General features: G+C 45.9%; 19 protein-coding genes. 8 read left to right on the forward strand and 11 right to left on the reverse strand.

Annotation, left to right across the window (positions count from 1 at the left end; genetic code table 11):
- Positions 1–77 precede the first annotated feature (77 nt).
- The 4 genes from QUA97_RS11760 to QUA97_RS11775 form a co-directional block, all read right to left on the reverse strand.
- Positions 78–1022 carry a class II fructose-bisphosphate aldolase gene (locus QUA97_RS11760; protein ID WP_333194675.1) on the reverse strand — a complete coding sequence of 315 codons (945 nt, stop codon included), beginning with the start codon at positions 1020–1022 and terminating at the stop codon, positions 78–80.
- A gap of 329 nt (positions 1023–1351) precedes the next feature.
- A complete protein-coding gene (locus tag QUA97_RS11765; RefSeq protein ID WP_333194676.1) occupies positions 1352–2086 on the reverse strand; it encodes a phosphoadenylyl-sulfate reductase in 735 nt (244 codons plus the stop codon).
- Positions 1996–2346, reverse strand: a complete 351-nt coding sequence (locus QUA97_RS11770; protein ID WP_194068658.1) for a hypothetical protein — start codon at positions 2344–2346, stop codon at positions 1996–1998. Before QUA97_RS11770 ends, QUA97_RS11765 begins: the two co-directional genes overlap by 91 nt.
- A gap of 30 nt (positions 2347–2376) precedes the next feature.
- On the reverse strand, positions 2377–3828 hold the full coding sequence (locus tag QUA97_RS11775) for an EH signature domain-containing protein (protein ID WP_194068657.1): 1452 nt from the start codon (positions 3826–3828) through the stop codon (positions 2377–2379).
- A 407-nt stretch (positions 3829–4235) separates the two neighbouring features.
- Between QUA97_RS11775 and QUA97_RS11780 the strand changes: the two genes are divergently transcribed.
- The 6 genes from QUA97_RS11780 (at position 4236) to QUA97_RS11805 (ending at position 16014) form a co-directional block, all read left to right on the forward strand.
- Positions 4236–4571, forward strand: a complete 336-nt coding sequence (locus QUA97_RS11780; protein WP_194068656.1) for a hypothetical protein — start codon at positions 4236–4238, stop codon at positions 4569–4571.
- Positions 4572–4842: 271 nt separating this feature from the next.
- Positions 4843–5208 (forward strand): response regulator transcription factor, encoded by a 366-nt coding sequence (locus tag QUA97_RS11785; RefSeq protein ID WP_194068655.1) that lies wholly within the window; start codon positions 4843–4845, stop codon positions 5206–5208.
- A 546-nt stretch (positions 5209–5754) separates the two neighbouring features.
- Positions 5755–6255 carry a chemotaxis protein CheW gene (locus QUA97_RS11790; protein ID WP_194068653.1) on the forward strand — a complete coding sequence of 167 codons (501 nt, stop codon included), beginning with the start codon at positions 5755–5757 and terminating at the stop codon, positions 6253–6255.
- Between the two features lie 217 nt (positions 6256–6472).
- On the forward strand, positions 6473–12265 hold the full coding sequence (locus tag QUA97_RS11795; protein ID WP_333194678.1) for a methyl-accepting chemotaxis protein: 5793 nt from the start codon (positions 6473–6475) through the stop codon (positions 12263–12265).
- Between the two features lie 333 nt (positions 12266–12598).
- A complete protein-coding gene (locus QUA97_RS11800; RefSeq protein ID WP_333194679.1) occupies positions 12599–15430 on the forward strand; it encodes a hybrid sensor histidine kinase/response regulator in 2832 nt (943 codons plus the stop codon).
- Between the two features lie 107 nt (positions 15431–15537).
- Positions 15538–16014, forward strand: a complete 477-nt coding sequence (locus QUA97_RS11805) for a chemotaxis protein CheW (RefSeq protein WP_333194680.1) — start codon at positions 15538–15540, stop codon at positions 16012–16014.
- A 240-nt stretch (positions 16015–16254) separates the two neighbouring features.
- On the opposite strand, the gene QUA97_RS11810 is transcribed toward QUA97_RS11805, so the two are convergent.
- The 4 genes from QUA97_RS11810 to QUA97_RS11825 form a co-directional block, all read right to left on the reverse strand.
- Positions 16255–16650: an adenylate/guanylate cyclase domain-containing protein gene (locus QUA97_RS11810; RefSeq protein WP_333194707.1), complete on the reverse strand. Its 396-nt coding sequence runs from the start codon at positions 16648–16650 to the stop codon at positions 16255–16257.
- 210 nt (positions 16651–16860) lie between these two features.
- On the reverse strand, positions 16861–17649 hold the full coding sequence (locus tag QUA97_RS11815) for a calcium-binding protein (RefSeq protein WP_333194681.1): 789 nt from the start codon (positions 17647–17649) through the stop codon (positions 16861–16863).
- 257 nt (positions 17650–17906) lie between these two features.
- Positions 17907–18293 (reverse strand): DNA-binding protein, encoded by a 387-nt coding sequence (locus QUA97_RS11820; RefSeq protein ID WP_333194682.1) that lies wholly within the window; start codon positions 18291–18293, stop codon positions 17907–17909.
- A gap of 252 nt (positions 18294–18545) precedes the next feature.
- The gene (locus QUA97_RS11825; protein ID WP_333194683.1) at positions 18546–19217 is read right to left on the reverse strand and encodes a Fe2+-dependent dioxygenase; all 672 of its coding nucleotides are present in this window, start codon (positions 19215–19217) and stop codon (positions 18546–18548) included.
- Positions 19218–19369: 152 nt separating this feature from the next.
- Here QUA97_RS11825 and QUA97_RS11830 point away from each other — a divergent pair, with 152 nt between their 5' ends.
- Positions 19370–19681 (forward strand): hypothetical protein, encoded by a 312-nt coding sequence (locus tag QUA97_RS11830; protein ID WP_333194684.1) that lies wholly within the window; start codon positions 19370–19372, stop codon positions 19679–19681.
- Between the two features lie 22 nt (positions 19682–19703).
- On the opposite strand, the gene QUA97_RS11835 is transcribed toward QUA97_RS11830, so the two are convergent.
- Both QUA97_RS11835 and QUA97_RS11840 read right to left on the reverse strand, forming a co-directional pair.
- Positions 19704–21098: a sensor histidine kinase gene (locus QUA97_RS11835; RefSeq protein ID WP_333194685.1), complete on the reverse strand. Its 1395-nt coding sequence runs from the start codon at positions 21096–21098 to the stop codon at positions 19704–19706.
- On the reverse strand, positions 21064–21741 hold the full coding sequence (locus QUA97_RS11840; RefSeq protein WP_333194686.1) for a response regulator transcription factor: 678 nt from the start codon (positions 21739–21741) through the stop codon (positions 21064–21066). The genes QUA97_RS11835 and QUA97_RS11840 overlap by 35 nt, the downstream gene beginning before the upstream one ends.
- Positions 21742–21926: 185 nt before the next feature.
- Here QUA97_RS11840 and QUA97_RS11845 point away from each other — a divergent pair, with 185 nt between their 5' ends.
- The gene (locus tag QUA97_RS11845) at positions 21927–22634 is read left to right on the forward strand and encodes a pentapeptide repeat-containing protein (protein WP_333194687.1); all 708 of its coding nucleotides are present in this window, start codon (positions 21927–21929) and stop codon (positions 22632–22634) included.
- 350 nt (positions 22635–22984) lie between these two features.
- Here QUA97_RS11845 and urtE read toward each other — a convergent pair whose 3' ends face one another.
- On the reverse strand, positions 22985–23683 hold the full coding sequence (gene urtE / locus QUA97_RS11850) for an urea ABC transporter ATP-binding subunit UrtE (RefSeq protein WP_194071148.1): 699 nt from the start codon (positions 23681–23683) through the stop codon (positions 22985–22987).
- Between the last annotated feature and the right edge of the window lie 58 nt (positions 23684–23741).

Genomic DNA, 23741 nt, shown 5'->3' on the forward strand with positions numbered 1-23741 from the left:
TTCTTGAGACTCCCATAAAAAAACAAGCTTCTCCCTACAAAAAAAATAATATTTAACAATAGTTTGATTAATTAAGCTTATTTATTGCTAACACTATTTGCAGTCAACTCATCGGCGTAAGGTGACTGATGCAAATAAGCCTTACCCGCAGAACCAAAAAGTTGCAGTTTGCCAGAAATCACCGATCGCATAGCATCGATCGCCTTTTGCATAACTTCCAACAAATCAGGATCTGACAAAGAATTGCTAGTTTTTAACACCTCCATATAAGCATCGCGAACTTCCGTATTCACATTAAACTTAGATACGCCTAATTTAATAGATTGATTAATCATCGATTCTGGCAAACCGCTAGCGCCATGCAACACTAACGGCACCGAAACAGAAGCCCGGATTTTTGCCAAACGCGGAAAATCGAGTTTCGGTTCGCTGAAATATTTGCCGTGAACGTTGCCAATTGTTACCGCCAGAAAATCCACCTTAGTTGCTTGAATAAACTCTACAGCTTCCACTGGATCTGTCATTTTAGCCGCTTTTTCTTCGATTGTCAAACCATCTTCTGTGCCGCTAATTCGACCGATTTCTGCTTCAACCACCGCACCGTTAGCGTGGGATAATTCAGTCATTTTGCGAGTAAATATTAAGTTTTGTTCGTAGGACAAAGGAGAACCGTCAGCCATAATTGACTTGATGCCGGCGGCTAGGGCGAGGTGAATATCTTTTTCTGAGGTGCTGTGATCTAAGTGTACTGCGATCGGGACTAAAGACTTGCGCGCGGCTTCCATGCAAAGCGCGACTAAAGGCGATTTTCCGTATTTGAGGGCGCTGGGGTGAAGTTGCAGCATCGCAGGACTTTGCAGCGCTTCGGCGGCATCGATGACGGCTTTTACTCCTTCGAGATTGTACACGTTAAAAGCGCCGATCGCATAAGCGTTTCTCCGGGCCGTGTTCAGCAATTCGCTAGTTGAGGCGAGCATAAATACCTGACTTAAAAAAATTAGAAGGAAGATGGAAGAAGTCATTAGTCATTAGTCATTAGTCATCAGTCATTAGTCATTAGTCATTAGTCATTAGTCATTTTACCCGCTCGCGAAGTCGAAGGGTAGTTATTAGTCATTAGTCATCAGTCATCAGTCATCAGTCATTAGTGCTATCGCCTCCGAGCTTTCCGTACAACGTCATCAGGAAGAAAGAAGCCCTAGGGTGCGGATACATCGACAATTCCTAAACAAACATCGACAATTTCACAGCGACGCACCTTATACAATAGTTATTGTATGGTGCGTCAGGGCTGAATATTTTGACAAAAAACTAATAATTTTCCCTCTGACGCACCCTAGGATTTTATGCACTATTTTTGTGCATTACCAGCGTGCAAGCCACACTCTTTCATCGTCGATTCTTCCCACCACCAACGACCTTCGCGTTCGAGTTGGTTGGGCAATACTGGTTTGGTACAAGGTTCGCAACCAATGCTGACAAAACCGCGTTCGTGCAACTTGTTGTAAGGCACTTCCAAAGCACGAATGTATTCCCAAACTTCTGCCGAAGACCAATTGGCTAAGGGGTTGAATTTAATTAATTCATGGTCGGGAGTTGAAAAAGCACCGTCAACTTCAATGACCGGAATACCGTTGCGGGTACTGGGGCTTTGGTCTTTGCGCTGACCTGTAATCCAAGCATCGAGGGTATTCAATTTCCGGCGCAGCGGCTTGACTTTTCGCACGCCACAGCATTCTTTGTGACCGTCTTCATAAAAACTAAACAATCCCTTTTCATCTACTAGGGCTTGTACTTCTGCTGCATCGGGAAACATTACTTCTAACTTAATGCCGTAATGTTTTCTGACGGCATCTAAAAACTGATAGGTTTCTGAGTGCAATCGTCCGGTGTCTAAAGTGAAAACGCGGAAGTTTTTGGTGATTTTCGAGGCCATGTCGATCAGAACTACGTCCTCGGCACCGCTGAAAGAAATTGAGATATTGTCAAAATTTTCTAGGGCGAATTTGATAATTTCTCTGGGTGTTTTTTGACTGTATTCTGCTTCAAGGGCGGCAATGTTGAGATTTCTTTGGATGGCAACCATATTTTCGGGTTTTCAGTGTTCTTTTCCTCTAGCCCCTGATTATAGCCGATCGCAGTATCTATCTCACTGATTAATTTGACGGCATCTGGCGGCAGTCTTTTCGGCTGTACCCGCGAGGAGAGATCGAGGAGGACGATCGCCCGTTTGTGGCAATTTCGGTCAACCCAAAATATTCTACCGGGGAAAATATGACTGTCGCACAGTTCGCCCAGGTTTGTAGTGAGGAATGTGAGTCCTTCTTGATTTTTGCGGACTCGCATTCCTCACTACCAACTGATTAGTCGCAATCGTTATGACAAAGATTCCATTTCTTTTTGCCACTTTTTCAATAAAACTTCGCGCTCTTTTTGTTCTTGAGGTTCCGGCATTCTCAAGCCATTTGTAGCATCATATTTACCGTAATACTGCGACATTCCCTGAAAAGATTTAGTCCCCTCATTGGGCAGAATATTTTTCTGTTTTAGCCACTTTTCACAGGAACTCTGCCACATAAAAACGCGATCGTGCACTTCGCCACCTAATTTTCTGATGCGCTTAATTGAAAGTTCTTTTTTGACAAACAACAGCCGATCGCTCTCTTTACTGCGCCCAATTAACCGAATTTCCGCCCCGGTGCCCCGCAAAAACTCGATCGCACAATACTCCTCCAATTCAAAAATGCAGACCTCAGTTGGAGGAGCGCCCTCCTCTGGTAAGATATCCACATCAAACTGCAACTGGTAGCCGATCGCGCTCACAGACGACTGCGGCAAAAGCAACCGCACCCGCTTCAGGCGATCGCTATAATTTGCCCAAAAATCTCGGCGCTCCTCCAACTGCTTAATTTCCGCATCAGACAGCCGCAGCATCCGCGCCACCAAATCAATTGTTTTCTGGAAATAACTGTAATTTAGTGCGCCAATCCATCGAATCAGCGACTCTCGGGCGGGAGCCGAAACTAACTGCAATTTGGGATAATATTCATCTCGCACCCACTCAACCAATTTCGGCCTTTGATTTTTGAGAATATCGCTCGAAATTTTCACTAACAACTCTTCAACTGCTGCAAGTTGCGGCGCTGGTGGCATTTCCTTCAAGCACCTAAGCAGCCATTCTACGCCCGACAAATCGGAAACCTGATTTTTAGCAAAAATTCCGGCAAGATGTACTTGAGCGCGATCGACTGCGGGAATTGTGGCGGGTAACTGAGCTTTTGCTAATAGCTCCGTTGGGGTTTTGAGATATTGCCAACTGAGTTTTGCTAGCTCGTAATCAGAGTTATCGCGAGTCAGGATTTTAATAATTTGTACTGGTAAAGCATCGATACCCGCCGCCGTGCTGGCAAATTCGGCAAAGCACTCTACCAAAGAGCGATCGAGCACCGGAACATTGCTAGAAACAGGATTTTCTAACTGGTGGCTGTGGTGCAGAGCCAAGCGCCACAGCAACTGCTGTTTCAGGCGGACATTGTTTTGAGCTACCAGCCAAATAGCTTGGGATATTTCTGGGGCGCGATCGGGGTTTTTGGTATCCCATTCAGCTTTAGCCCAGAGACAATAAGTCCATTCCAGAGGAGTAATGCTGTCACCTCGCTCGTTCTGAATATCTGCTATAATTTCAGTCATCCCTCGCCGCGATATCCCTTTCACTTCAGGTACATTGGGCTTATTTTTCTGGGTAAAATTGCCAGCGTTTTTTATTTTTTCTGGTTGTTGCTGGCTGGGGATTGAAGGGAGTTTAATCTCGCTAAACTGAACGCTCATATTTATAAATTTATCCCAATTAAATTACTGAATTAGCATTTTTTATTTGGTGGCGCATCAACGGAGATTTTTTTGATAATCATTTCAGGGGAGTGCGCGCGAGCGAGTTGAAAAAGCTGGTTTTGGCGATCGCCAGCGCGTCAGCCCTTGTATAGCAGTATTTTACACAACTTTTGATATTAAGGGAAGATGCTACTGGGAAAAATGCCTCGATTGCGTAGGATTCTTTCTTTCGGTAGAAGTCAATTAAGCTGGTTTGCGGTTTAGCACCCCTGTCCTATCAAAATTAAAGGTAAAAAGTGCGATCTCGGCCGATGTAAAAATCTCCATCTTAGGTACCATAGACTAAATATTTAAAATGTTATTAAATTAACTGTACGCGATAAGAAGTTATCAGTTAAGAGAACTTGCCAGCACAACCTACCGCAGCAAATATCTATCGCGCCATAAATTTTAATGTAGATCGCCCCGTGCAGTATCCTGTAGCTTTTTCGCCCCAAGTTTGGGCAACTCGCAGTATTTTTCAACTCTGGCAAATTATGTTAAATTTAGTCCCCGATTTCCCCAACAACCAACTGCGAATTATCGAGTCCGCACTACCAAAATCGATTAACAAACTGTCGCGGTATAACTTAAAAATTTGCTCAACTTTGCTGGATTGGAAATTTGAGCGATCGGGTTCGTCAATAGCCTGTCTGGTTAATGAAAAGTGCGGTAATTTGCGAGTAATTATTGAAGTTTAAATTTGGCAACTAATAGTGGATAATTTCAAATCCCAAATCCCAATTGCCAAATTCCTCAAAATCCGTTTGCATCTCGTATATTGTTGGTTAACTAAACTTTTTTCTGCCCGCAGCGGCAGTGCGATCGGCTATATTGTATTTAGAAGTGAATTAATTTGTTCGGTGGCGGGGTGCAGCCAAACAACCATAGCTTTCGCGGGGCGAAACTCATCGCGCCAGCTTCTCAATCCTGAATTGTCGGCTGTCAACAACAGCAAGGAAGTATGGAATTATGTCAAAAATTTTAGTAGTAGACGATGTTCCCAGCGAACTCGAAATCATCTGTCGCATTCTTCAAGATGCCGGAATGGACGCGATCCGGGCTAGCGACGGCGAAGAAGCGATCGCCCTGATCCGAGAAAAACCCCCGGATCTTGTGGTTTTAGACGTAGTGATGCCGCGAATGAACGGATTTGAAGTGATCAGAGAATTGCGGGGCGATCGCGCAACTGCCAACTTACCAGTAGTATTTTGTACTCATAAAAACACCGACATTGATAAAGCTTGGGGAACCGATTTAGGTGCAGACGCTTACGTCAGCAAACCCTTTGAACCTCAGCAACTCGTCAACATCGTGCAGCGCCTGCTTTCTGCCTAAACACAATATATAGCCTTCATTAACTCTCACAAAAAACATTATAGCTAGAAACCCCGTTTTCTTGAAAAAACTGGGTTTCACAATTTCTTAAAATTTTTACTTTTAATAATAATCGCAAGTTGATTTATTGTCAAATCCGCGATTTATTTAATATAGTGTCTGGTCGATTAACTGAGTTCGGATTGGTTCCTATACCAAACTGAAGTCCGCACTGCGAAACGTTTTTGTTGCGCTCGTAGACCGGAGATATAACACCTGTTTTGCATTTATATCATCTCCGATCGAATCACTATACTAAGATTAGTTTGAGTTCGGAATGCAAGTCCTCAGATGATGCGGACTCCCATTCCTAACGATCGAACCTTTTTTATTTGGATAATTGACCGGACAAGATATTACACAAAGTGCGATCGCTATAGGTATAAATCTCGGAATCTGGACGATCGCACTCCTCAAAGACGGTTTTTGCCCTCTCGTGAGATGCTCCCCTTTCCTGGCACAGCAAAATCCTAATTTGTAAGCTAGACTATAAACAAAAAATCTACAATGAAAGCAACTGCTCCCACCGTAGCGGGGAATCAGACAAGTCGAACAAAACAATTTCTTATCTTCGCTCAAGGAGACAGTCTGTTCGCCATAGAATTAGAGGCTGTGCGAGAAGTGCTTTCCCTCAGCGAACAACCGATTTCCCCGGTTCCCAACACCCTGCCGTTTTTGCTGGGATTAACCAACTTGCGGGGCGAAATCTTAGCAACCGCAGACTTCGGAGGGTTTGCAGGTATCGAACCGGTTGACACTCACCACCCAAGCAGCCGCATTTTAGTGGTGGAAGCGCCAGATCCCCGAGACGTGAGATTGTCGAAGATGCGGATGGGATTGGCCGTCTCCCGCGTCGAAGGAGTTTTATCTCTAAATCCCGATCGCACTGTCTCGGCGATAGATGTCAGCCCTGACTTAGCTCCTTTTTTGAAAGGTTTGTACAATTCCGACGGACGCTTGCTCATGATAGTCGATGTCGAAGCCATCGCCCATTCCGAACGCTGGTAAGTAGAAGTCATTAGTCATTAGTCATTAGTCATTAGTCATTAGTCATTAGTGCTGTCCTCCCCTCATCGAACGTCCAACGTCATCAGGAAGAATGCTATAACGGCGAAGCTGAGCGGGTGAAAAGAAGGAAGAAGGAAGAATATGGAGTAAATCTAAAATCTAAAATCTAAAATTGATCGTTCCATCGCCTGCAGTTAACTTGCCAACTATAAATTTTATGATCAAATTGTTCTATAGCTCGATCGCCACGACATTCACCCTCACATTACCTGACTTCTCTCCATCGATGCTAACTGGGATTGCCAATTGCATCATTTCTTTGTGTTATTTTGCGATCGGCTTCCTGATCGGCTTAGGTTTGTGGCGAAACCGTCAATTTGGGTTTGACATCTTCGCCACAGTCACAGCAGGCATATTTTTGAGTTGCGCTTTCGGACACAGCGGCCACGCCGCCGAATACTTGGGACTGCCGCACTCCCCGGTGGCGCAAACTATCTCCGATTGGATGACTGTCATTCCGGCGATCGCATTTTTGAGCTTGTCCAACCGCTACCAATTCTTAGTAGGTTCCACCCAAATTCTCAAGTCCAAAAAAGCAACAGAACAAGCCCTCAGCCAAACTACTCAGCGATTTCAAGCCATCTTCGACCAAGCTTTTCAAATCATCGGATTATTAGAGCCAGACGGTACTTTGATCGAAGCAAATCGGACAGCGCTAGAATTAGGCAACTTCCCAGAATCACAAGTGCTGGGACAGAAATTTTGGCACACACCTTGGTGGGCAGCATCCTCAACCAACCAGCAGCGAATAAAAACCAACATTCAACAAGTCTCTACCGGCCAAATTGTGCGGGAAGAATACGAAATCACAGGCTTCAATAACCAGTTGATAGTAATGGATCTATCCTTAAAACCCCTGTTAGATGAAACTGGACAAGTCTATCAAATACTTGTAGAAGGCCGCGAAATTACCAAACGCAAACAAACAGAAGCGGCCTTGCAACAGCTAACGGCAGAACTAGAGCAGCGAGTCCAGGAAAGAACCGAGCAAATTTCGCAAACTAACGCCCAATTGCAACAAGAGATTCGCGATCGCACCGTTGTTCAAGAGCAATTAAAAGCTTCGGAACAATTTTTAAACAATATCCTCAACACCATCCCCGACCCGATTTACGTCAAAGATGAACAGCACCGATGGTTAACATTAAACGATGCCTTTTGTCAATACATCGGTTACAGCCGAGAAGAACTAATTGGCAAAGCTTACCGCGACTTTTTGCCGAAAGAAGAAGCAGACATATATGAAGAAAAAAATCAATTAGTCTTTTTGGCAAATACGAGCATTGAAACCCAAGAAACTATCACAAACCCAGCCGGAAATACCCAGTTTTTCTCCGTCAAAAAATCTACCTTTGTAGATGCCTCCGGCAGCAAAGTCCTCGTTTGCGCGATTCGAGAAATCACCAAGCGCGTGGAAATGGAAGAACAAATGCGGCAAACACTGGCAAAAGTAGAAAATTCCCAACGTTTGCTGCGGACAGTAATTGACGCCACCCCAGACTGCATCTTCGTCAAAAATCAAGACCGCCGCTACGCGCTAGTCAATGCAGGTTTCGCCGCCGCCTTCGGCAAAACTCCAGCAGAAATTATCGGCAAAGATGATTTAGAGCTCGGCATCGGGGCCGATCGCATCTTCAGCAACACCCACGCCCAAACAGACTCCCAAAACCAAATCCAAAACTTCCGCGCCGACAACAAAAACGCGCCGGCCTCCAACGAATCCGCCACCTTAGCCGACGGCAAAATACACGTATTCGACACCCAGAAATTGCCGCTCAAAGATGCAGAAGGCAATACTATAGGAATGCTCGGCTTCGCCCGCGATATCACAGAAAGCCGCGAATCCGAACAGCAGCTACTGCGGCTCAAGGCCATCCTAGAAGCGACAACAGACTGGGTAGGGATGACAGACTCCCAGCAGCACACCATTTATCTCAACCGCGCGGCCAGGGAAATGTTAAAAGTTGGCGAGGAGGCAAATTTAGCCGAAGTCAGCATTTCCGACGTGACATCGCCCAAAAGTGTCGATACTATTATGAACGTCGGCATCCCCGCAGCTTGTCGGGATGGAGTTTGGAGCGGCGAGACAATTTGGCAGACTTTAGAAGGCGAAGAAATACCGGTTTCTCAAGTAATTATTGCTCACAAATCCGACAGCGGAGAAGTTGAATTTATGTCAACGATCGCCCGCAACATCACCAACCGCAAGCGCGCGGAACAAGCCTTGCAGCAGAACTTGCAAATGCTCGACCTAGCCAGCGATGCTTTGATTATTCGAGAGCTAGACGGCACGATCGATTACTGGAACCAGGGCGCTGAGAAAATATACGGCTGGAAAAAGCAAGAAGCTTTAGGAAAAGTTACTCACAGCCTGTTTGATACGAGATTTACCCAACCTTTAGCATCAATTTTAGAACAGCTAGAACAGCAGAATTATTGGGAAGGAGAACTGATTCACACCACCAATTACCAAACCCAAATTACCGTATTCAGCCGCTGGACTTTGCAGCGGGACGAAGATGGAAAACCCAAGGCAATTTTAGAAATTAACAACGACATTACAGAGCGCAAGCTGGCTGAAATCGAAAACAAAAGATTGATTTCGCTTGTCGAAAGCAGCTCGGATTTTATCGGCATAGCAACAATGGAGGGAGAGCCAACATACATTAACGCCGCTGGAATTAAGCTCGCCGGATTGCAAAATATTGCAGAAGTCAAAAGCAAAAATATGTATGACTTCTTCACACCAGAAAACGCTAAGATTGTCAAAGAAGAGATATTGCCCGCCACTGTGCGAGACGGTTTGTGGCAGGGCGAATTCCAGTTTAGAAACTTTCAAACCGGCGACAACATTCCCGTTGACTTCACCCTGTTTACAGTCAAAAACCCAGAAACAGGCGAGCCGGTGGGCCTAGCCACAGTGACGCGCGACATCAGCGATCGCCAGCGGGCCCAAGAAATGCTGCGCGATCGCGAAAGACTGTTCCGAGCCATTTTCGACCAATCGTTCCAATTAGTCGGGCTGCTAGAACCCGACGGCACCGTCTTAGAAGCCAACCAAACAGCCATGACAGCCGCCGGACTCGGGCGCGAAGACTTCGTGGGCACGCAGTTTGCCGAGAATTTGTGGTGGCAGATTTCCCCAGAAGCCAAGCAAAAAGTCGAAGCTGCAGTCGTCGCCGCCGCCGCCGGCGAATTTGTCCGCTACGAAGCCGACGTGCTGGTTGCTGGAGGTGCTGTGATGACTGTGGACTTCTCCCTAAAACCCATCAAAGACGACAACGGCAAAGTCGTGCTGCTGATTCCAGAAGCTCGCGACATTAGCGATCGCAAAGCTCTAGAACGAGAATTAGTTTTGCGTCAAGCTCGCTTTGACGCATTCTTTACAGCCGCCCCGGCCGCCATGTTTATCTTTGACGACCAATTGCGCTTCGTGCAAGTCAACGAGAAATTAGCGGAAACCACCGGCCCGTCAGTTGCCGAACACCTCGGCAAAACTGTCAGTGAAGTGATACCCGAAATGGTCGATACTCTGCAGCCGATTTTGGAGAGCGTTCTGACAAACAACCAATCATTTTTAAACATTGAGGTATCGGGAACAACCGTCAATCAACCGGGTGTAATCCGAGATTGGCTGGCTTCTTACTTTCCTTTGGCCGGAGAGGACGGCAAACCGATGGGTGTCGGCGGTGTGGCGATCGAAATTACCGATCGCAAAAAAGCCGAAGCAGAGCGCGAGCGATTTTTTACCCTGTCCCTAGACTTAGTTTGTATTTTAGATTTTGAAGGCAAATTCAAGCGCCTCAATCCCGCTTGGGAAACAACCCTCGGCTACACCTTAGAAGAAGTTCAAGACCAATCTTTTCTCCATTTCCTCCATCCAGACGATCGCGAAGAAAGCATAGCCGCAGCAAAAAGAATAACCGAGGGCAGCGAAATAAAGTTCTTTGAAAATCGCTACCGCTGCAAAGACGGTTCCTACAGGTGGCTGTCGTGGAAAGTGCGACCGGAAACCGAACAAAAGCTCATGTATGCAGTGGCTCGCGACGTTACCGAAAGTAAACACGCGATGGTGCAACTGGAAAAAACAACCGCCCAATTAGCCAGTTCCGAAGAGCAATTTCGCCAGCAAAGCAATCTCTTGCAACTGCTAATAGACAGCATTGGCGACGGCATAATTGCTGCCGACGAAAATGGCAATTTTGTTTTGTTCAACCCCGCAGCCGAAAACATCTTTGGCTTGGGTTCAACGGATACTCTTCCCGACGAGTGGTCGGGAAAATACGGCTTATTTTTGCCAGATGGAGTCACTCCCTATCCCGCCGCCGACATACCTTTAGCGCGCACAATTCGAGGAGAATCACCAGACGACGTAGATGTTTTCACCCGCCATGCAGCCCAGCCGGAGGGCCTATGGATAAAAATTAGCGGCAGGCCGCTTAAAGACGAAACGGGAGCAATCAAAGGCGGTGTAGTCGTTTGCCGCAACGTCACCCAAGAAAGAGCATCCCAGCAGCAGATGCAGCAGTTTGCCGAGACACAGCAACGCTTGCTGCAAGAACTCAAAACGCGGCAAAATGCCCTAGACGAAGCTGCGATCGTCAGCGAAACTGACATCAAAGGCATGATTACCTACGTCAACGACAGATTCATTCAAATCTCCGGTTACAGCATGGGAGAACTGCTGCACCGCGACCACCGCATTATCAATTCCGGCTACCATCCCAAAGCATTTTTTGCTGAAATGTGGCTGACAATTTCGCGCGGCTTGGTGTGGAAAGGAGAAATCAAAAATCGGTCTAAAAATGGCTCATTTTATTGGGTAGATTCGACGATCGCCCCCATCTTCGATACCAGCGGCACAATAGTCAAATATATCGCCATCCGCTTTGACATCACCGAACGCAAAGAGGCAGAAGAACGGCTAGGAAAATTGGCAGCAGAACGCAAAGCTGAAGCCGATTCTATGACTCAACAAGTCCTCAAATTGTTGGGAGAAATTAAAGGCGCGGCTCAAGGCGATTTGACTGTCAGGGCGGAAGTTACTAACGATGTTTTAGGTGCTGTTGCGGATTCTTTTAACTTCTTAATCGGTTCTCTGCGGAAGGTGGTAACGGGAATTCAAAATCTAGCCGAACAGGTAACATCTGCCACTGGCGAGTCAATTAACAATACCAGCCAACTCACCCAACAGGCGGAAGTTCAAGCCACAAAAATATCTGCGATCATGCGGGAAATCGAGCGGATTGTGAATTCGATCCGCGACGTGCGAGATGTTTCGGTGCGGGCTGAAACAGTCGCCCAGCAGTCTTCTCACACTGCTGAAGTCGGCGGTATGGCGGTCGATCGCGCTGTCGAAGGCATTAACGAGCTCCGGTTGACGATCGCCTCAACCTCAAAAATGATGAAGCGTTTGGGCGAATCTTCGCAGCAAATCGGCAAAATTGTCACTTCCATTTCTCAACTTGCCTCGCAGACCAATCTGTTAGCTCTCAATGCTACGATTGAAGCTGCCAGAGCCGGCGAACAAGGTTTGGGTTTTGCCGTTGTCGCCGAAGAGGTGCGGAAGCTTGCAGAGCGATCGGCCGGCGCTACTGAAGAAATCTCGGAAATTGTCGGTACAATTCAAGAAGAAATCAGCCGCGTGATGAAGGCAATGGAATCGGGAACTTTGGAGGTAGTGGAAGGCACTAAACTAGCCAGCGAAGCTAAAACTCACCTCAATGCTATCATCGAAGTTAGTCGAGAAATGAATGCTTTGGTGCAGAATATTACTCGCGCATCTGCCAAGCAAACTGTTTCCGCTGAGGAAATTTCTAACAGTATGCAGCAAGTCAATGAGATTGCGAATACAACTGCACAAAAGGGTTCGGATGTCAAAGCTTCTTTGGACGATCTGTCCGGTTCTGTTGACAAATTGCAAAAGTCGGTGGCGAATTTCCGCAGTTAGTCATCAGTCATTGGTCATTAGTCATTAGTCATTAGTCATTAGTCATTAGTCATTAGTCATTAGTCATTGGTCGTCTCAAATTCCATTAAATAACCTAATTCCTGTAGGGGCGGATTCACGAATAATGTTTAATTCCCACCGAGAATCTACATAAACCCGCCCCATCCCAAGGCAAAAAGTGCGTTAGCGAAGCTTGCAGAAGAGGATCGCATTTCTGTCGGTGGGGCGGGGCGGGTTGAAATGAACCGAATATCATCTAAGAAGTGACTAATAACTAATGACTAAGGACTAAGGACTAATGACTAATGACTACTAACTAATGACTAATTTAATATGAATGACGATGATTTAAACGAATTAATAGATGCTTTTACCGCAGAAACCAGCGAGTTTCTCCAGTCAATGGAGACTCACCTGCTGGCGATGGAAGGTGCTGGGTTACAAGAACGAGAAGCGGCAGTTAAAGAAATGTTTCGGGCGGCTCACTCGATTAAAGGTGCGGGTTCGATGTTGGGCTTTCAAAACGTGTCGGCGGCGGCTCACACGCTGGAGGACTGTTTTGTCATTTTGCGCGATCGCACGGACTTGTCGGCACTGGAAGCGACCACTGTAAGTGTTTTACTGCAAGGGGTGGATACTCTCAAAAAGATTTCTGTCGAATCCATTCATCACTCAGATGTCAGCACTCCAGATCAAAGGTCAAATTTGGAGGATCTCGCCCAAATTCACGCCCAGTTCGAGGCAAAGTACGGCAAGCCAGAACCGCCACCAGTTCCCGCCGCCAGTCGATCGGCAGCCCCGGAAACCCTAAAACTGATTTTTGAACACGAATTGCCGCCAATCTTCAATCGCCTGGAAACCGAACTTTCCCAAGCTTCTGAGGCAGATTTAGCAAAAAGCGTCACCGCCCTCAACCAGGTTTATTATCAACTCTCCGGCTTGGCTGGAATGCTGCAATTGCCCGATTTTGGGAAAGTCGCCGCACCCCTGAGAGATTTGATCGATTTTCCAGACTTGACTTTAGAACGCCTCCAGTCCGAGGGTTGGGCGATCGCCCAAAACCTGCAAACCGCCCGCCAGCAGCTATTGGAAGGAAGGGCGATCGAACTCCCCCCAATCTCCCCACCCACAGACGAATCACCAGCATCCGAAACCCCTCCCCAAATCTCCCCCTCCCCAAATCTCCCCCTCTCCCAATCTCCCCCTCTCCCCCTCCCCCAATCTCCCACTCCCCCACTCCCCAACCTCCAAAGACCGACAATCCGAGTAGACTTAGAACGCTTAACAGAATTGGTGAACCTCGTCGGAGAATTAGTCATCAACCGTACAAATTTGGAACTTCAAGAATCCGAACTGCGCGGCGAAGTCAAGCGCATCCGCCGCAGTATCGTAGATTTGAACCAATTCGGCGGCCAGTTGCGAGAAGAATACGACAGACTGAGTTTTGCCGATTGGAGAGGGGGAAACGGCAATGCGGGATTGGGAAAAATTGCAGGATCTGAAATAGAATTTCCGGCGATCGCTAACAGTAAATCCTCTCTGACCCATGCTCACTTTGATATCTTAGAGATGGATCGTTATACAGAGTTCCACTCTACAGCCGCAGAAGTCATCGAAACCGCCCAAGCAATTTCACAATCCGCCACCAAATTAGACCTCCTAGCCATGAAATTCGAGCGCAGTACCGACCAACTGCGCCGCATTACCGAACAACTCCGCAGCCGCGTCATGCAGTTGCGAGTCGTGAGTTTCAGCCGCGCCGTAGACCACTTGCCCCGAGCGCTTCGGGATATGTGTCTCACTTACGATAAAGATGTCAACCTCCTGTTAGTGGGAAGAGATACCAAAATTGACGAAAGTTTGCTCGATGCTTTGCGCGACCCCTTAATACACTTAGTGAGAAACGCCTTCGACCACGGCATCGAAATTCCCGAAGTTCGGCAAGCCAGCGGCAAACCCGCCAGCGGTCAAATTGAAATAGCAGCCCGCCACCAAGGCGGCCAAACTATTATTACTGTCGCCGATGACGGAAAAGGCATTGACCCGGAAATCATCCGCCGCAAGGTTGTCAACAAGGGTTTAGCGACAGAGGAACAAGCTCAAGAATTTTCCATTGCCGAACTCTACGATTTTCTGTTTTGGCCTGGTTTTAGCACCGCAGAAGGGGTCAGCGACCTTTCGGGGCGGGGAGTCGGACTCGACGTGGTGCGAACGAATTTGCGGACTGTGCGGGGAACGGTAAAGGTGGACTCTCGCCTGGGAAAAGGTACAAACTTTATCATCAAGCTGCCGCTGTTGCTGTCGATTACTGACGCTTTGATGGTGAAGACCGATCGCAATAAAATAGCAGTACCGCTGGATGCAGTCGAGGAGATTCTCCACATCAAAGCTTCGGAAGTTCACACCGCCGGCAATCAGCCGATGCTGTGGTGGCGGGAGGAATTTATTCGTTTGGTGAGGATGCAAGATTTACTCGAATATAGCGTCCTCGGGCCCGATGGCCCCTCTCCAGACCCTTTGACTCAAGACCACATTCCTGTCTTGGTTTTGGCTTCTAGTGAAGGAATGCTGGCGGTGGCTGTGGAACGGCTGATCGGCCAGCAGGAAATTGTGGTTAAACCCTTGCCGCCACCTCTATCCAAGCCTCGCGGGGTTTTGGGGAGTACGATTTTGGGGGACGGCAAAGTTGTGACTATTTTGGATGTGGATGATTTGGTAGGTCAACCTTCTGCTGTCAATAGTTCGATCGCCCCTGTGTCCGGTACAACGCCACATATGGCGCCGAGTTCGAGTCAGTCACCCCAGATTTTGGTAGTGGACGATTCCTATACAATTCGGCAGTTGCTGTCTCTGATGCTGACTCGTGCCCGCTACCGAGTCGTGCAGGCTAAAGACGGGCTGGATGCTTTGGAAAAGCTGCAAAACGGTCTTGATTGCAGTTTGGCCATTGTGGATATTGAAATGCCCCGGATGGATGGATTTGAATTGTTGCGATCGATGCGATCGACCCAGCGGTTTGCTAAAATCCCTGTAGCCATGCTGACCTCCCGCAGCGGCGAAAAACATCGGCAAATGGCAATGGAATTAGGCGCAAATAAATATTTCACCAAACCTTACAGCGAAGCCCAACTTTTAGAAGCCATCCCCAAATTAATCAAACATTAAATAATCCAAACAGCATCTTCTTCTTCCTCTTCCTAGCGCTTACGCGCCGCTTCGCGTACTGCGTTCTTAGCGCCTTCGCGGTTCATTAATCTTCAATCTAAAATCGAATGACTCACGCCAATTACAATCGCCGTTTTCGCAGCCAAAAACAAGGTGCTGTCAGAACCCCCCCTCGAAAACTTGTTTCCTTTGAACTCGGAAACGTTAATTATGCAGTTCCCATTGAAAAAGTCCAGCGCGTTGTCAAAGACTTTAATCCCTACGGTTTTTTAGATAGCGGTCAAAGTTTAGTGCGACATCAAGAAGAATTGATTACCCTGATTAACTTATCCAAAATATTTCCCAGCAGTCGCACTCTTGCTGACTTCAACTACCTGATTGTTTGCAGTTTAAATAAAAGCGATCGCTTGGGAATTCCCATTCCTGATATGCCAAAAATCTTGGAAGTTCCCGAAGAAAGCTTCTGCGAAATTCCCGAATTGTACCGCCAACAACAACTGCCTCCGGTAATAGAAAAGTTGATTCGCGCACCCGACGGTTCCGAAGTCTTTTATCTGAACTTGGATCTATTTAGCGAAATTTAGAGTGCACCCATCAGCCAATACGGTTCACTTAACACTATTTGTGCCCCGGAGATCCCCCTAAATCCCCCGAAAGCAAGGGGGACTTTGAAAGCTTTCTTGTCCCCCCCTTTTTTAAGGGGGGTTAGGGGGGATCGGTCTTAAGTGAACCGTATTGACCCATCAGCACCTTACTTGCTAACCAACGTATAAACTATAATCACAAAAACTAACTTGACAGCGACAAATTTTATTTAGGGCTTGCTATATTAACCGCCATGCAATTAAAGCTGCTGTTTTACCCTTAGCCACAATCGGTTCACAAGGTTCGACTGTTAGAATTTGTGACATCCGTTGATAGACAGCATCAGAAATAGTAATAGCACCACCAGGCGTGGCACTTTCTAAGCGTTTTGCTGTATTCACAACATCACCAATTACAGTATAAGTCCGAACATCTTCACCGCCAAAGAGCCTCTCGATAACGCTCCCGCAATGCACACCGCATCCCGCACCAATCCCATATAATTCAAGCATTGCTAAAGCAGCTTTACTCATAGATTTAGCCGCAGCAATTCCCTGTTGTGACGTAGCATAAATCGCCATAATTTCATCGGCTGTAAATGTTATTCTTAAAGGCTCAAACTTAGTAGTAAGTATTCGTAGGGTGCGTCGCCATAGACAATCCCCAAATAAAGATCAAAAATCTCACAGCGACGCACCTTACAAACTCTCCGCCATGTAAACAACCCGGACGTTCACTCCGCCCAAAACTTCTTTCGGAGCAAAAATTTGTAAAAATGGTATCAAAAACCGGGTTGATGACCCCGCGCGGGTAAGTCCAGACTGAGTTTAAATTAAATTAGACCATTATGAAAAACTGAAATCTGCCCCGTTAATATTGCCAGCATTAACTCCTTTCAACACTGCCAAATATTGACCCGTATTTGCTAGCTGTATCAGAGTATCACCAGCATAAATTCCATTGCCTTGAGTGATATTAATGTTAGAAAATCCTAAGCCATCTTCCAGGTTCAATTTATCTACACCTTTTTGAAAATCAGTGATGATATCAGCGAGTTCGAGAGTATTTGTAGCCGATCGCCCTTCTAGCTCAAATAAATCCGAACCCATACCGCCGGTCAGAATATCTTTACCCCTCCCTCCATCGATAATATCATTTCCTGCACCACCGTCAAGGGTATCTTGACCCTTGCCACCTTCTAGTTCATCATTGCCATTGTTGCCGCTCAGAATATCATTGCCCCTGCGTCCTTCTAAAGAAACATTATTCCCAGGAATTCCTGTCAGGATGTCGTTACCATTTGTACCTTCAATTTCAATCTGATAAAAATTATCGCCCCTTTCGTATCCCTGAGAAATCATGGGAAAATTGCCCGTAACTGGGCTAGAATTGGAAGAATTTACAGGTTGACCTATCGAAAAATTCCTATCGTAACCAAATTCGCCACTTTCGCCACTTTCACCAAATTCGCCACTTTCGCCACTTTCACCAAATTCGCCACTTTCGCCACTTTCGCCACTTTCACTGATTGAGAGTTGGTATCTCTCCGATGACGCTATATTTACATCGATCGAATTATCTTTAGTTAGATATGACTGTCCGATGCTTGTCCAAATTTTAGTTTCGTTACTCATTGTCAGATTCTTATTGTTTAACTTATCTATAGCAATCCTAAATCATTTTCTTGTACCTGTAGGGACTAAGGCTAAGCCGTGTCCTGGACACGGCATCTTGAGTGTCCAGGAGGATGGATTTTGGGGAAATCACATTTATGTTCGCCGCCTGGATAATGATTTAGGATTGCTATATTTGGTCAGTTAGCTAAAACCCTAGGGTCTATTTGTAAAGCTGCATCCCAAGCTGTGCAGACAGATAGCGCACAATTTTGCAGTTAATCGTCCTCCTTGCCCTCCCAAGGCTCCCGGTTTTGGGGAGAGCGGATGTTAATTACTGAGCCGTTCGAGCGAGTAACAGAAAAAGCATCGAATTCACCGTCGTCCATCTCGCCAACAACTCTGATTGTTTCACCTCTTGATACATTAATATTGCGCCACGAGCGGGGGCCAGCATCGACTCTAATTCCACCGCTACCGTCGTCGATAATCCACTCATTTTCATCAGCTTCTCCAAAACCGACTACTTTTCCAGAGATGGTAGTTGGTGTTCTCGACGGTCGCAAATCGCGGATTCGAGTTATAGCTTGTGCAAAGGCAGAACTGGCCGCTACTGAAAGAATCGTTGTAACTGCGAGCAAACTAAAAATATTTTTCCGTTTCATGAGTTGTTATTTCCTGGCAATCAGTGTTATGGCAATCCTAAATGATTTTCTTGTACCTGTAGGGACTAAGGCCAAGCCGTGTCCTGGACACGGCATCTTGAGTGTCCAGGAGGATGGATTTTGGGGAAATCACATTTATGTTCGCCGCCCGTGATAATGATTTAGGATTGCTATATTAGGATTGTGACAAATAAAAGTAAAGAACTCGGAAAGACATAAAATTTATTTAAACGTCTCTAAGACTTCCTCGCCCTAAACATCAGCCCATTTTCGCAGCAAATTAGCAATGCTTTTGGATAGCAAGTCAAACTCCGCCGTCTTTCCCGACTTCTGAAACAGGATATCGCGAACCGTATCCAAATCAAAGAGAATTTCTCGATTGTGAGCATCCCGAACTAAACTCTGCACCCAAGTCACCGCCACTAATCTCTCGCCTTCAGTGACAGGTTCCACCCGGTGCAAAGTTGTAGTAGGATAAACAACCATCGAGCCCGCATCAAGTTTAAAAGCTTGTTCGCCTTGGGTACTTTCAATCACTAATTCCCCGCCCGCATAACTCGCAGGATCGCTGAGAAATAGAGTGAGAGACAAATCCGATCGCATTAGTTTTTCGTCTCCCATAATCGCATTATCAATATGTGTACCGTAGTACATTCCTACCTGATAGCGACTAAAAATAATCGGACGCAGCGCTTTCGGGCGAGCCGCTATTTGGAATAAAGAATTGCGTTTTAGTGCTTGATTGACTAGAGTTCTAATTTCCTGAGTCGGAGCCGCATCGTTTTTTAATTGAGCGTTATTTTTTACTTGTTTTGCATACCAACCTGCGGTTAACTTTCCATCGACAAATTCAGCAGTTTTTAGACTATTGATAATTAATTCTAATTCTTCGGTGGTCAAAATATTAGCTATACAAATAATCATTTAGGAAACTCCTACAGGTTGCTTATGGACTAGAATTGTAGCAATAAGGCAATGCCTGTGCCAACATTTTTTAGATGTTTCCCCTCTTTCCGAGTTCTTTACTTTTGTGTGGGATAGTAAAAGTAATCACCCACAGTAAGGATTTTTGAAAAATGCAAAATAAAACTAAGATTTGGCTCGGCGTTGGAGCTTGTGTTTTAACTTCTGTTGCTGCTGCTAGCGCGATCGCATCTCAGAATGATACCGCTCTCAATCAATTGTCTCCGATTAATTTTTTGAGTAATGCCGCTAATCCTGCTAATTCATCGGTTAGCAATAATAATTCGGTTAAACCGATCGTCTTAATGAGTCCTAGCGGGTTTGAATACGGAGAACAAGGAGAAGTTGGTGAAAAAGGAGAACAAGGAGAACAAGGAGAACGAGGAGAACGAGGAGAACAAGGAGAATATGGGGATGATAGTTAAGGTTTTTTATTAAAATCAACTCTTAAGTTACTGAGGAGAATTTTACCTGAAAACAGCTACCTACCCCTAGTTGACTGGTAACGCTAATTTCTCCTCGGTGACTTTGGACAATAGATTGGGCGATCGCCAATCCCATCCCCAAACCTCCTTCCCGACTATTTCGGGCTCGATCCGCTCTCCAAAACCTGTCAAAAACTAACTTGACATCTTCGGGAGCAATGCCAATCCCAGTATCCTCTACACTAACAATTGCTAAGCGACCTTGACTTCTCAGAGAAACAGTCACAATGCCGCCCGTTGGTGTATAATGAATTGCATTTCCGATTAAGTTAGAAAACAAACGAGTTAGCTGCGATCCGTCTCCCATTACAGTCAACCCGATGCCTAAATTTGATTTGAGAGTAATTTGTTTTTCTTGAGCTTGCAGTTCCCAAAAATCGAGTAAATCTTCTAACAATTCATCTAACGGAACCGCTATCCACTCGCGGGTGATGGTTGTAGCAGCAGCATCTATTCTAGTCAATAAAAGTAAGTCTTCAACTAACTGACTCATCTGTTTAGTCGCAGAGGCGATCGCCGCCATTTTCTTAACATCCGCTGCATGAATTCTCTCAGGATGATTCTGCATCACTTCCACTGAAGTTTTAATCGCCGTCAGCGGACTTCTCAACTCGTGGGAAGCGTCGGCGGTGAATTGTTTTAACTGCTGAAAACTCTCCTCAATTGGCTGGAGAGATTGCTTTGTCAGCCACAAACCACCAACCGCAGTCAAGCTGAGAAAAATAATACTCCCATAACCCAATTTCCAGCGGAGGCTGCTGAGGACTTCTTCGACTTCTTTAGTAGATTCGCTGGTGCGAATGTAACCTTTTAATTTTTGCTGTTCACCATCAGAAATGTAAACTGGAATTGTGGTAAACCGAATCTGCCCGTTTTGTATGGTTTGAAAACCAGATTTCAGAGGTAGAGGAGGTAAAGCCTTGCCAGCATTTCCTAACATTGCACCTGTTTCATTAAACCATTCTACAGATTGATCCGCTTCCCGCAGATTTTGCCAAGGAATGTCTAAGTCTGCATCTTTGTCTAACTGATCGGTGACTTTTTTGCTATCGAGTTCAATAGACAAATCATCATTGTCGTCTCTATCTTCTCTGTTGGTGCGATCGCCTTTTTTTTCTGAAGATTGTGGAAGAGACTGCTTTTCTTTCACAACTAAACCGTGAGAAGCAGACCGGGCTAAAATCTCTAATCGCTGGTCTAATTCTTGATATAGAGTGCTGGCCAACAATTCATAAACAGCAAAAGCAGAACTGCCTAAAATAGCTATCATAACTGTTAAGTAAGATAGCAATAAACGCCATCCCAAAGCTTGGAATTGGCAATTATAGGTTTTGGTTGAGCCGATAACCCATGCCATAAATAGTCTCTATAAAATTAGCGGGTGCGCCTGCTGCTTTCAGTTTTTGTCGCAAACCCCGGAGGTGAACTTTGACGGTTTCCTCTCCCGGTGAGTCTTCAAAAGCCCATACATGATCTAGGATAGCACTTCGTGTTAAAACGCGCCCGCCTGTTCGCAGAAATAATTCTAGTAAGCTGTACTCTTTGGGAGTGAGGTGCAGCAAATTGTCACGATAGGTTACATCGCAGGTGTTAGGGTTTAATTGCAGATTTTCCCACTCTAATATTGGTGATACAGTTGTACTTCCCCGCCGCAGTAAGGCTCTGATTCTTGCTGCTAATTCTGGCAAATCGAAGGGTTTGACGACATAATCATCTGCTCCGGCATCTAAGCCCATGACTTTATCATTGCTGGTGTCTCTGGCTGTGAGCATTAGCACGGGGGTTTTTAATCCTTGTCGGCGCAAGCGCTGGCAAAGGCTAATTCCATCTAATTTTGGCAGCATCACGTCTAGCAGAATTAAGTCATAGGTACAGGCTTCTGCAAAGTTCCAACCTTCTTCGCCGTCGGCGGCTATATCTACGGCATAATGTTGGTCTGTGAGTGCTTCTGCTAATGCTTGGGAAATGCGATCGTCGTCTTCTACTAACAGAATCCTCATAGCTCACTGCTAAATACTAACTACTAAATACTGACGGCTGAACAGCAATATAAAAAATAATTCTCGCACCTGACGGTTGCGAAGTATTTTATCTAAGTTGAGATTTATTTATCTCAATGTAGGGCTATCGCTTTTGGGAGTATCATACAATATCAATGGTATTTTTTCACTTTTGTTATTTATTTATGAAAAAACTCACAAGATTGTCGATCGCCCTGCTAATGTTTGCCGCTACTCTAGAATATCCGAAGGTGGGGCTGCAACAAAGGGCGATCGCCCAAACACCAACACCCCAACCAGAAACACCTCAACCACAAATCATCCAACCACAAATACCCCAACCACCAACACTCCAACCCCCAACAAGTCAACCACCAACACCCCAAACACCAACAACCCAACCAAAAGCAGAGGATCCCAAAAACCTCGGCTACGTCTCCCCAGAATTTGCCGAAAAATTCTCCCAGCAACAAATTGACCAAATCAACGCCAACGTCGAAACCCTGTTACTAACCCAAAGCTGCGTCCGCTGCGACCTCCGAGCCGTAAAATTAGTTAACCTGCGCTTAAAAAATGCGATCGTCACAGGAGCAGATTTATCAGACGCCAACCTCAGCGGAAGTCGCTTCGAGATTTCAGATTTTGTCAACACCAATCTAGCTCGCGCCGACTTAAGCGGAGTCGAATTAATAGGAGCAAGAATTAGCAACACCAACCTCAGAAAAGCCAACTTGACAGGAACCAATTTAGACGGCGCAGATTTGCGATTTGCCGACCTCAGAGATGCCAACCTGTCAAATGCCAACCTCCGCAATGCTAACATCGACGGAGCCAGTTTGGACAGAGCCAGCATGGGAGGTACAACAATGCCAGACGGCAGCAAAAAGCAATAACAGAATTTTTTCTAGAAGCAGAAACCAGTTTTTTTTACCAAGCAACTGCATCAAAGCATTTAATTCCATTTACTTGTCACCAGACTCTGCCTGGTAACGAAGATATGGAGGCTCTGCCTCCTCATTACTCTTTCACAATCGAGGCAGAGCCTCGCTGATATGGGTTCCCAGGCAGAGCCTTGGAACCAGTTAAGTTTCACATAAAATTGACACCAATTCCTTCCTCCTTCTTTTCACCCTGAGCGAAGCCGTTATAGCCTTCTTCCTGATGACGTTGGACGTTCGATCGGGGGGGACAGCACTAATGACTAATGACTAATGACTAATGACTAATGACTTCTTCCTTCGATTCAAACAGCCAAAAACCTCTGAATCACCTCATCGCTCAATTCGCTAGTGCTTCCCGAAGCCACAATTCCCCCTTTTTGCATAGCATAATACCAGTCAGCTTGCCGCACAAAATGCAAATGCTGCTCCACCAACAAAACTGAAATACCCCTAGTCGCAATCACCCGACGCACCGCAGCCTCAATATCCAAAATAATAGACGGTTGAATCCCCTCCGTCGGTTCATCCAAAATTAGCAATTTCGGCTCACCCATCAAAGCCCTAGCAATCGCCAACTGCTGCTGCTGTCCCCCGCTCAAATCACCCCCCATGCGATCGAGCATAGTATTCAAAACCGGAAACAAATCAAAAATCTCATCAGGAATTTTAGGATTTTTAACCGCAATTGGTTTCGCTTCCAAACCCAACAACAAATTTTCTTTAACACTCAACCTAGGAATAATTTCCCGCCCTTGAGGCACGTAACCGATGCCCAACTTTGCCCGCTGGTGAGTCAACTTAGAAACAATCGACTCACCGCCAAAATTAATCTTACCGCTGCGGGGTTGCAGCAACCCCATCAGCGTTTTTAGCATCGTAGTTTTACCAACACCATTACGGCCGATCAAACAAACCATTTGCCCCGCATTAACACTTAAATCGACACCGCGCAAAATGTGACTTTCGCCGTAATAAACATTCAAATCAGAAACTTGCAGCATAATTATTGACTGTTGACTGTTGACTGTTGACTGTTAACTGTTGACTGTTGACTGTTAA

It is taken from the genome of Microcoleus sp. CZ3-B2 (assembly GCF_036705055.1).
Lineage (GTDB): Bacteria > Cyanobacteriota > Cyanobacteriia > Cyanobacteriales > Microcoleaceae > Microcoleus.

Excerpts from the sequence above, each read along its gene's own strand:
- QUA97_RS11765 (WP_333194676.1), bottom strand. The coding sequence starts at position 2,086 with ATGGTTGCCATCCAAAGAAATCTCAACATTGCCGCCCTTGAAGCAGAA.
- QUA97_RS11775 (WP_194068657.1), bottom strand. The coding sequence starts at position 3,828 with ATGAGCGTTCAGTTTAGCGAGATTAAACTCCCTTCAATCCCCAGCCAG.
- QUA97_RS11820 (WP_333194682.1), bottom strand. The coding sequence starts at position 18,293 with ATGAAACGGAAAAATATTTTTAGTTTGCTCGCAGTTACAACGATTCTT.
- QUA97_RS11845 (WP_333194687.1), top strand. The coding sequence starts at position 21,927 with ATGAAAAAACTCACAAGATTGTCGATCGCCCTGCTAATGTTTGCCGCT.
- QUA97_RS11805 (WP_333194680.1), top strand. The coding sequence starts at position 15,538 with ATGACTCACGCCAATTACAATCGCCGTTTTCGCAGCCAAAAACAAGGT.
- QUA97_RS11840 (WP_333194686.1), bottom strand. The coding sequence starts at position 21,741 with ATGAGGATTCTGTTAGTAGAAGACGACGATCGCATTTCCCAAGCATTA.
- QUA97_RS11815 (WP_333194681.1), bottom strand. The coding sequence starts at position 17,649 with ATGAGTAACGAAACTAAAATTTGGACAAGCATCGGACAGTCATATCTA.
- QUA97_RS11795 (WP_333194678.1), top strand. The coding sequence starts at position 6,473 with ATGATCAAATTGTTCTATAGCTCGATCGCCACGACATTCACCCTCACA.
- QUA97_RS11790 (WP_194068653.1), top strand. The coding sequence starts at position 5,755 with ATGAAAGCAACTGCTCCCACCGTAGCGGGGAATCAGACAAGTCGAACA.
- urtE (WP_194071148.1), bottom strand. The coding sequence starts at position 23,683 with ATGCTGCAAGTTTCTGATTTGAATGTTTATTACGGCGAAAGTCACATT.
- QUA97_RS11830 (WP_333194684.1), top strand. The coding sequence starts at position 19,370 with ATGCAAAATAAAACTAAGATTTGGCTCGGCGTTGGAGCTTGTGTTTTA.
- QUA97_RS11785 (WP_194068655.1), top strand. The coding sequence starts at position 4,843 with ATGTCAAAAATTTTAGTAGTAGACGATGTTCCCAGCGAACTCGAAATC.
- QUA97_RS11800 (WP_333194679.1), top strand. The coding sequence starts at position 12,599 with ATGAATGACGATGATTTAAACGAATTAATAGATGCTTTTACCGCAGAA.
- QUA97_RS11835 (WP_333194685.1), bottom strand. The coding sequence starts at position 21,098 with ATGGCATGGGTTATCGGCTCAACCAAAACCTATAATTGCCAATTCCAA.
- QUA97_RS11760 (WP_333194675.1), bottom strand. The coding sequence starts at position 1,022 with ATGACTTCTTCCATCTTCCTTCTAATTTTTTTAAGTCAGGTATTTATG.
- QUA97_RS11770 (WP_194068658.1), bottom strand. The coding sequence starts at position 2,346 with ATGCGAGTCCGCAAAAATCAAGAAGGACTCACATTCCTCACTACAAAC.
- QUA97_RS11825 (WP_333194683.1), bottom strand. The coding sequence starts at position 19,217 with ATGATTATTTGTATAGCTAATATTTTGACCACCGAAGAATTAGAATTA.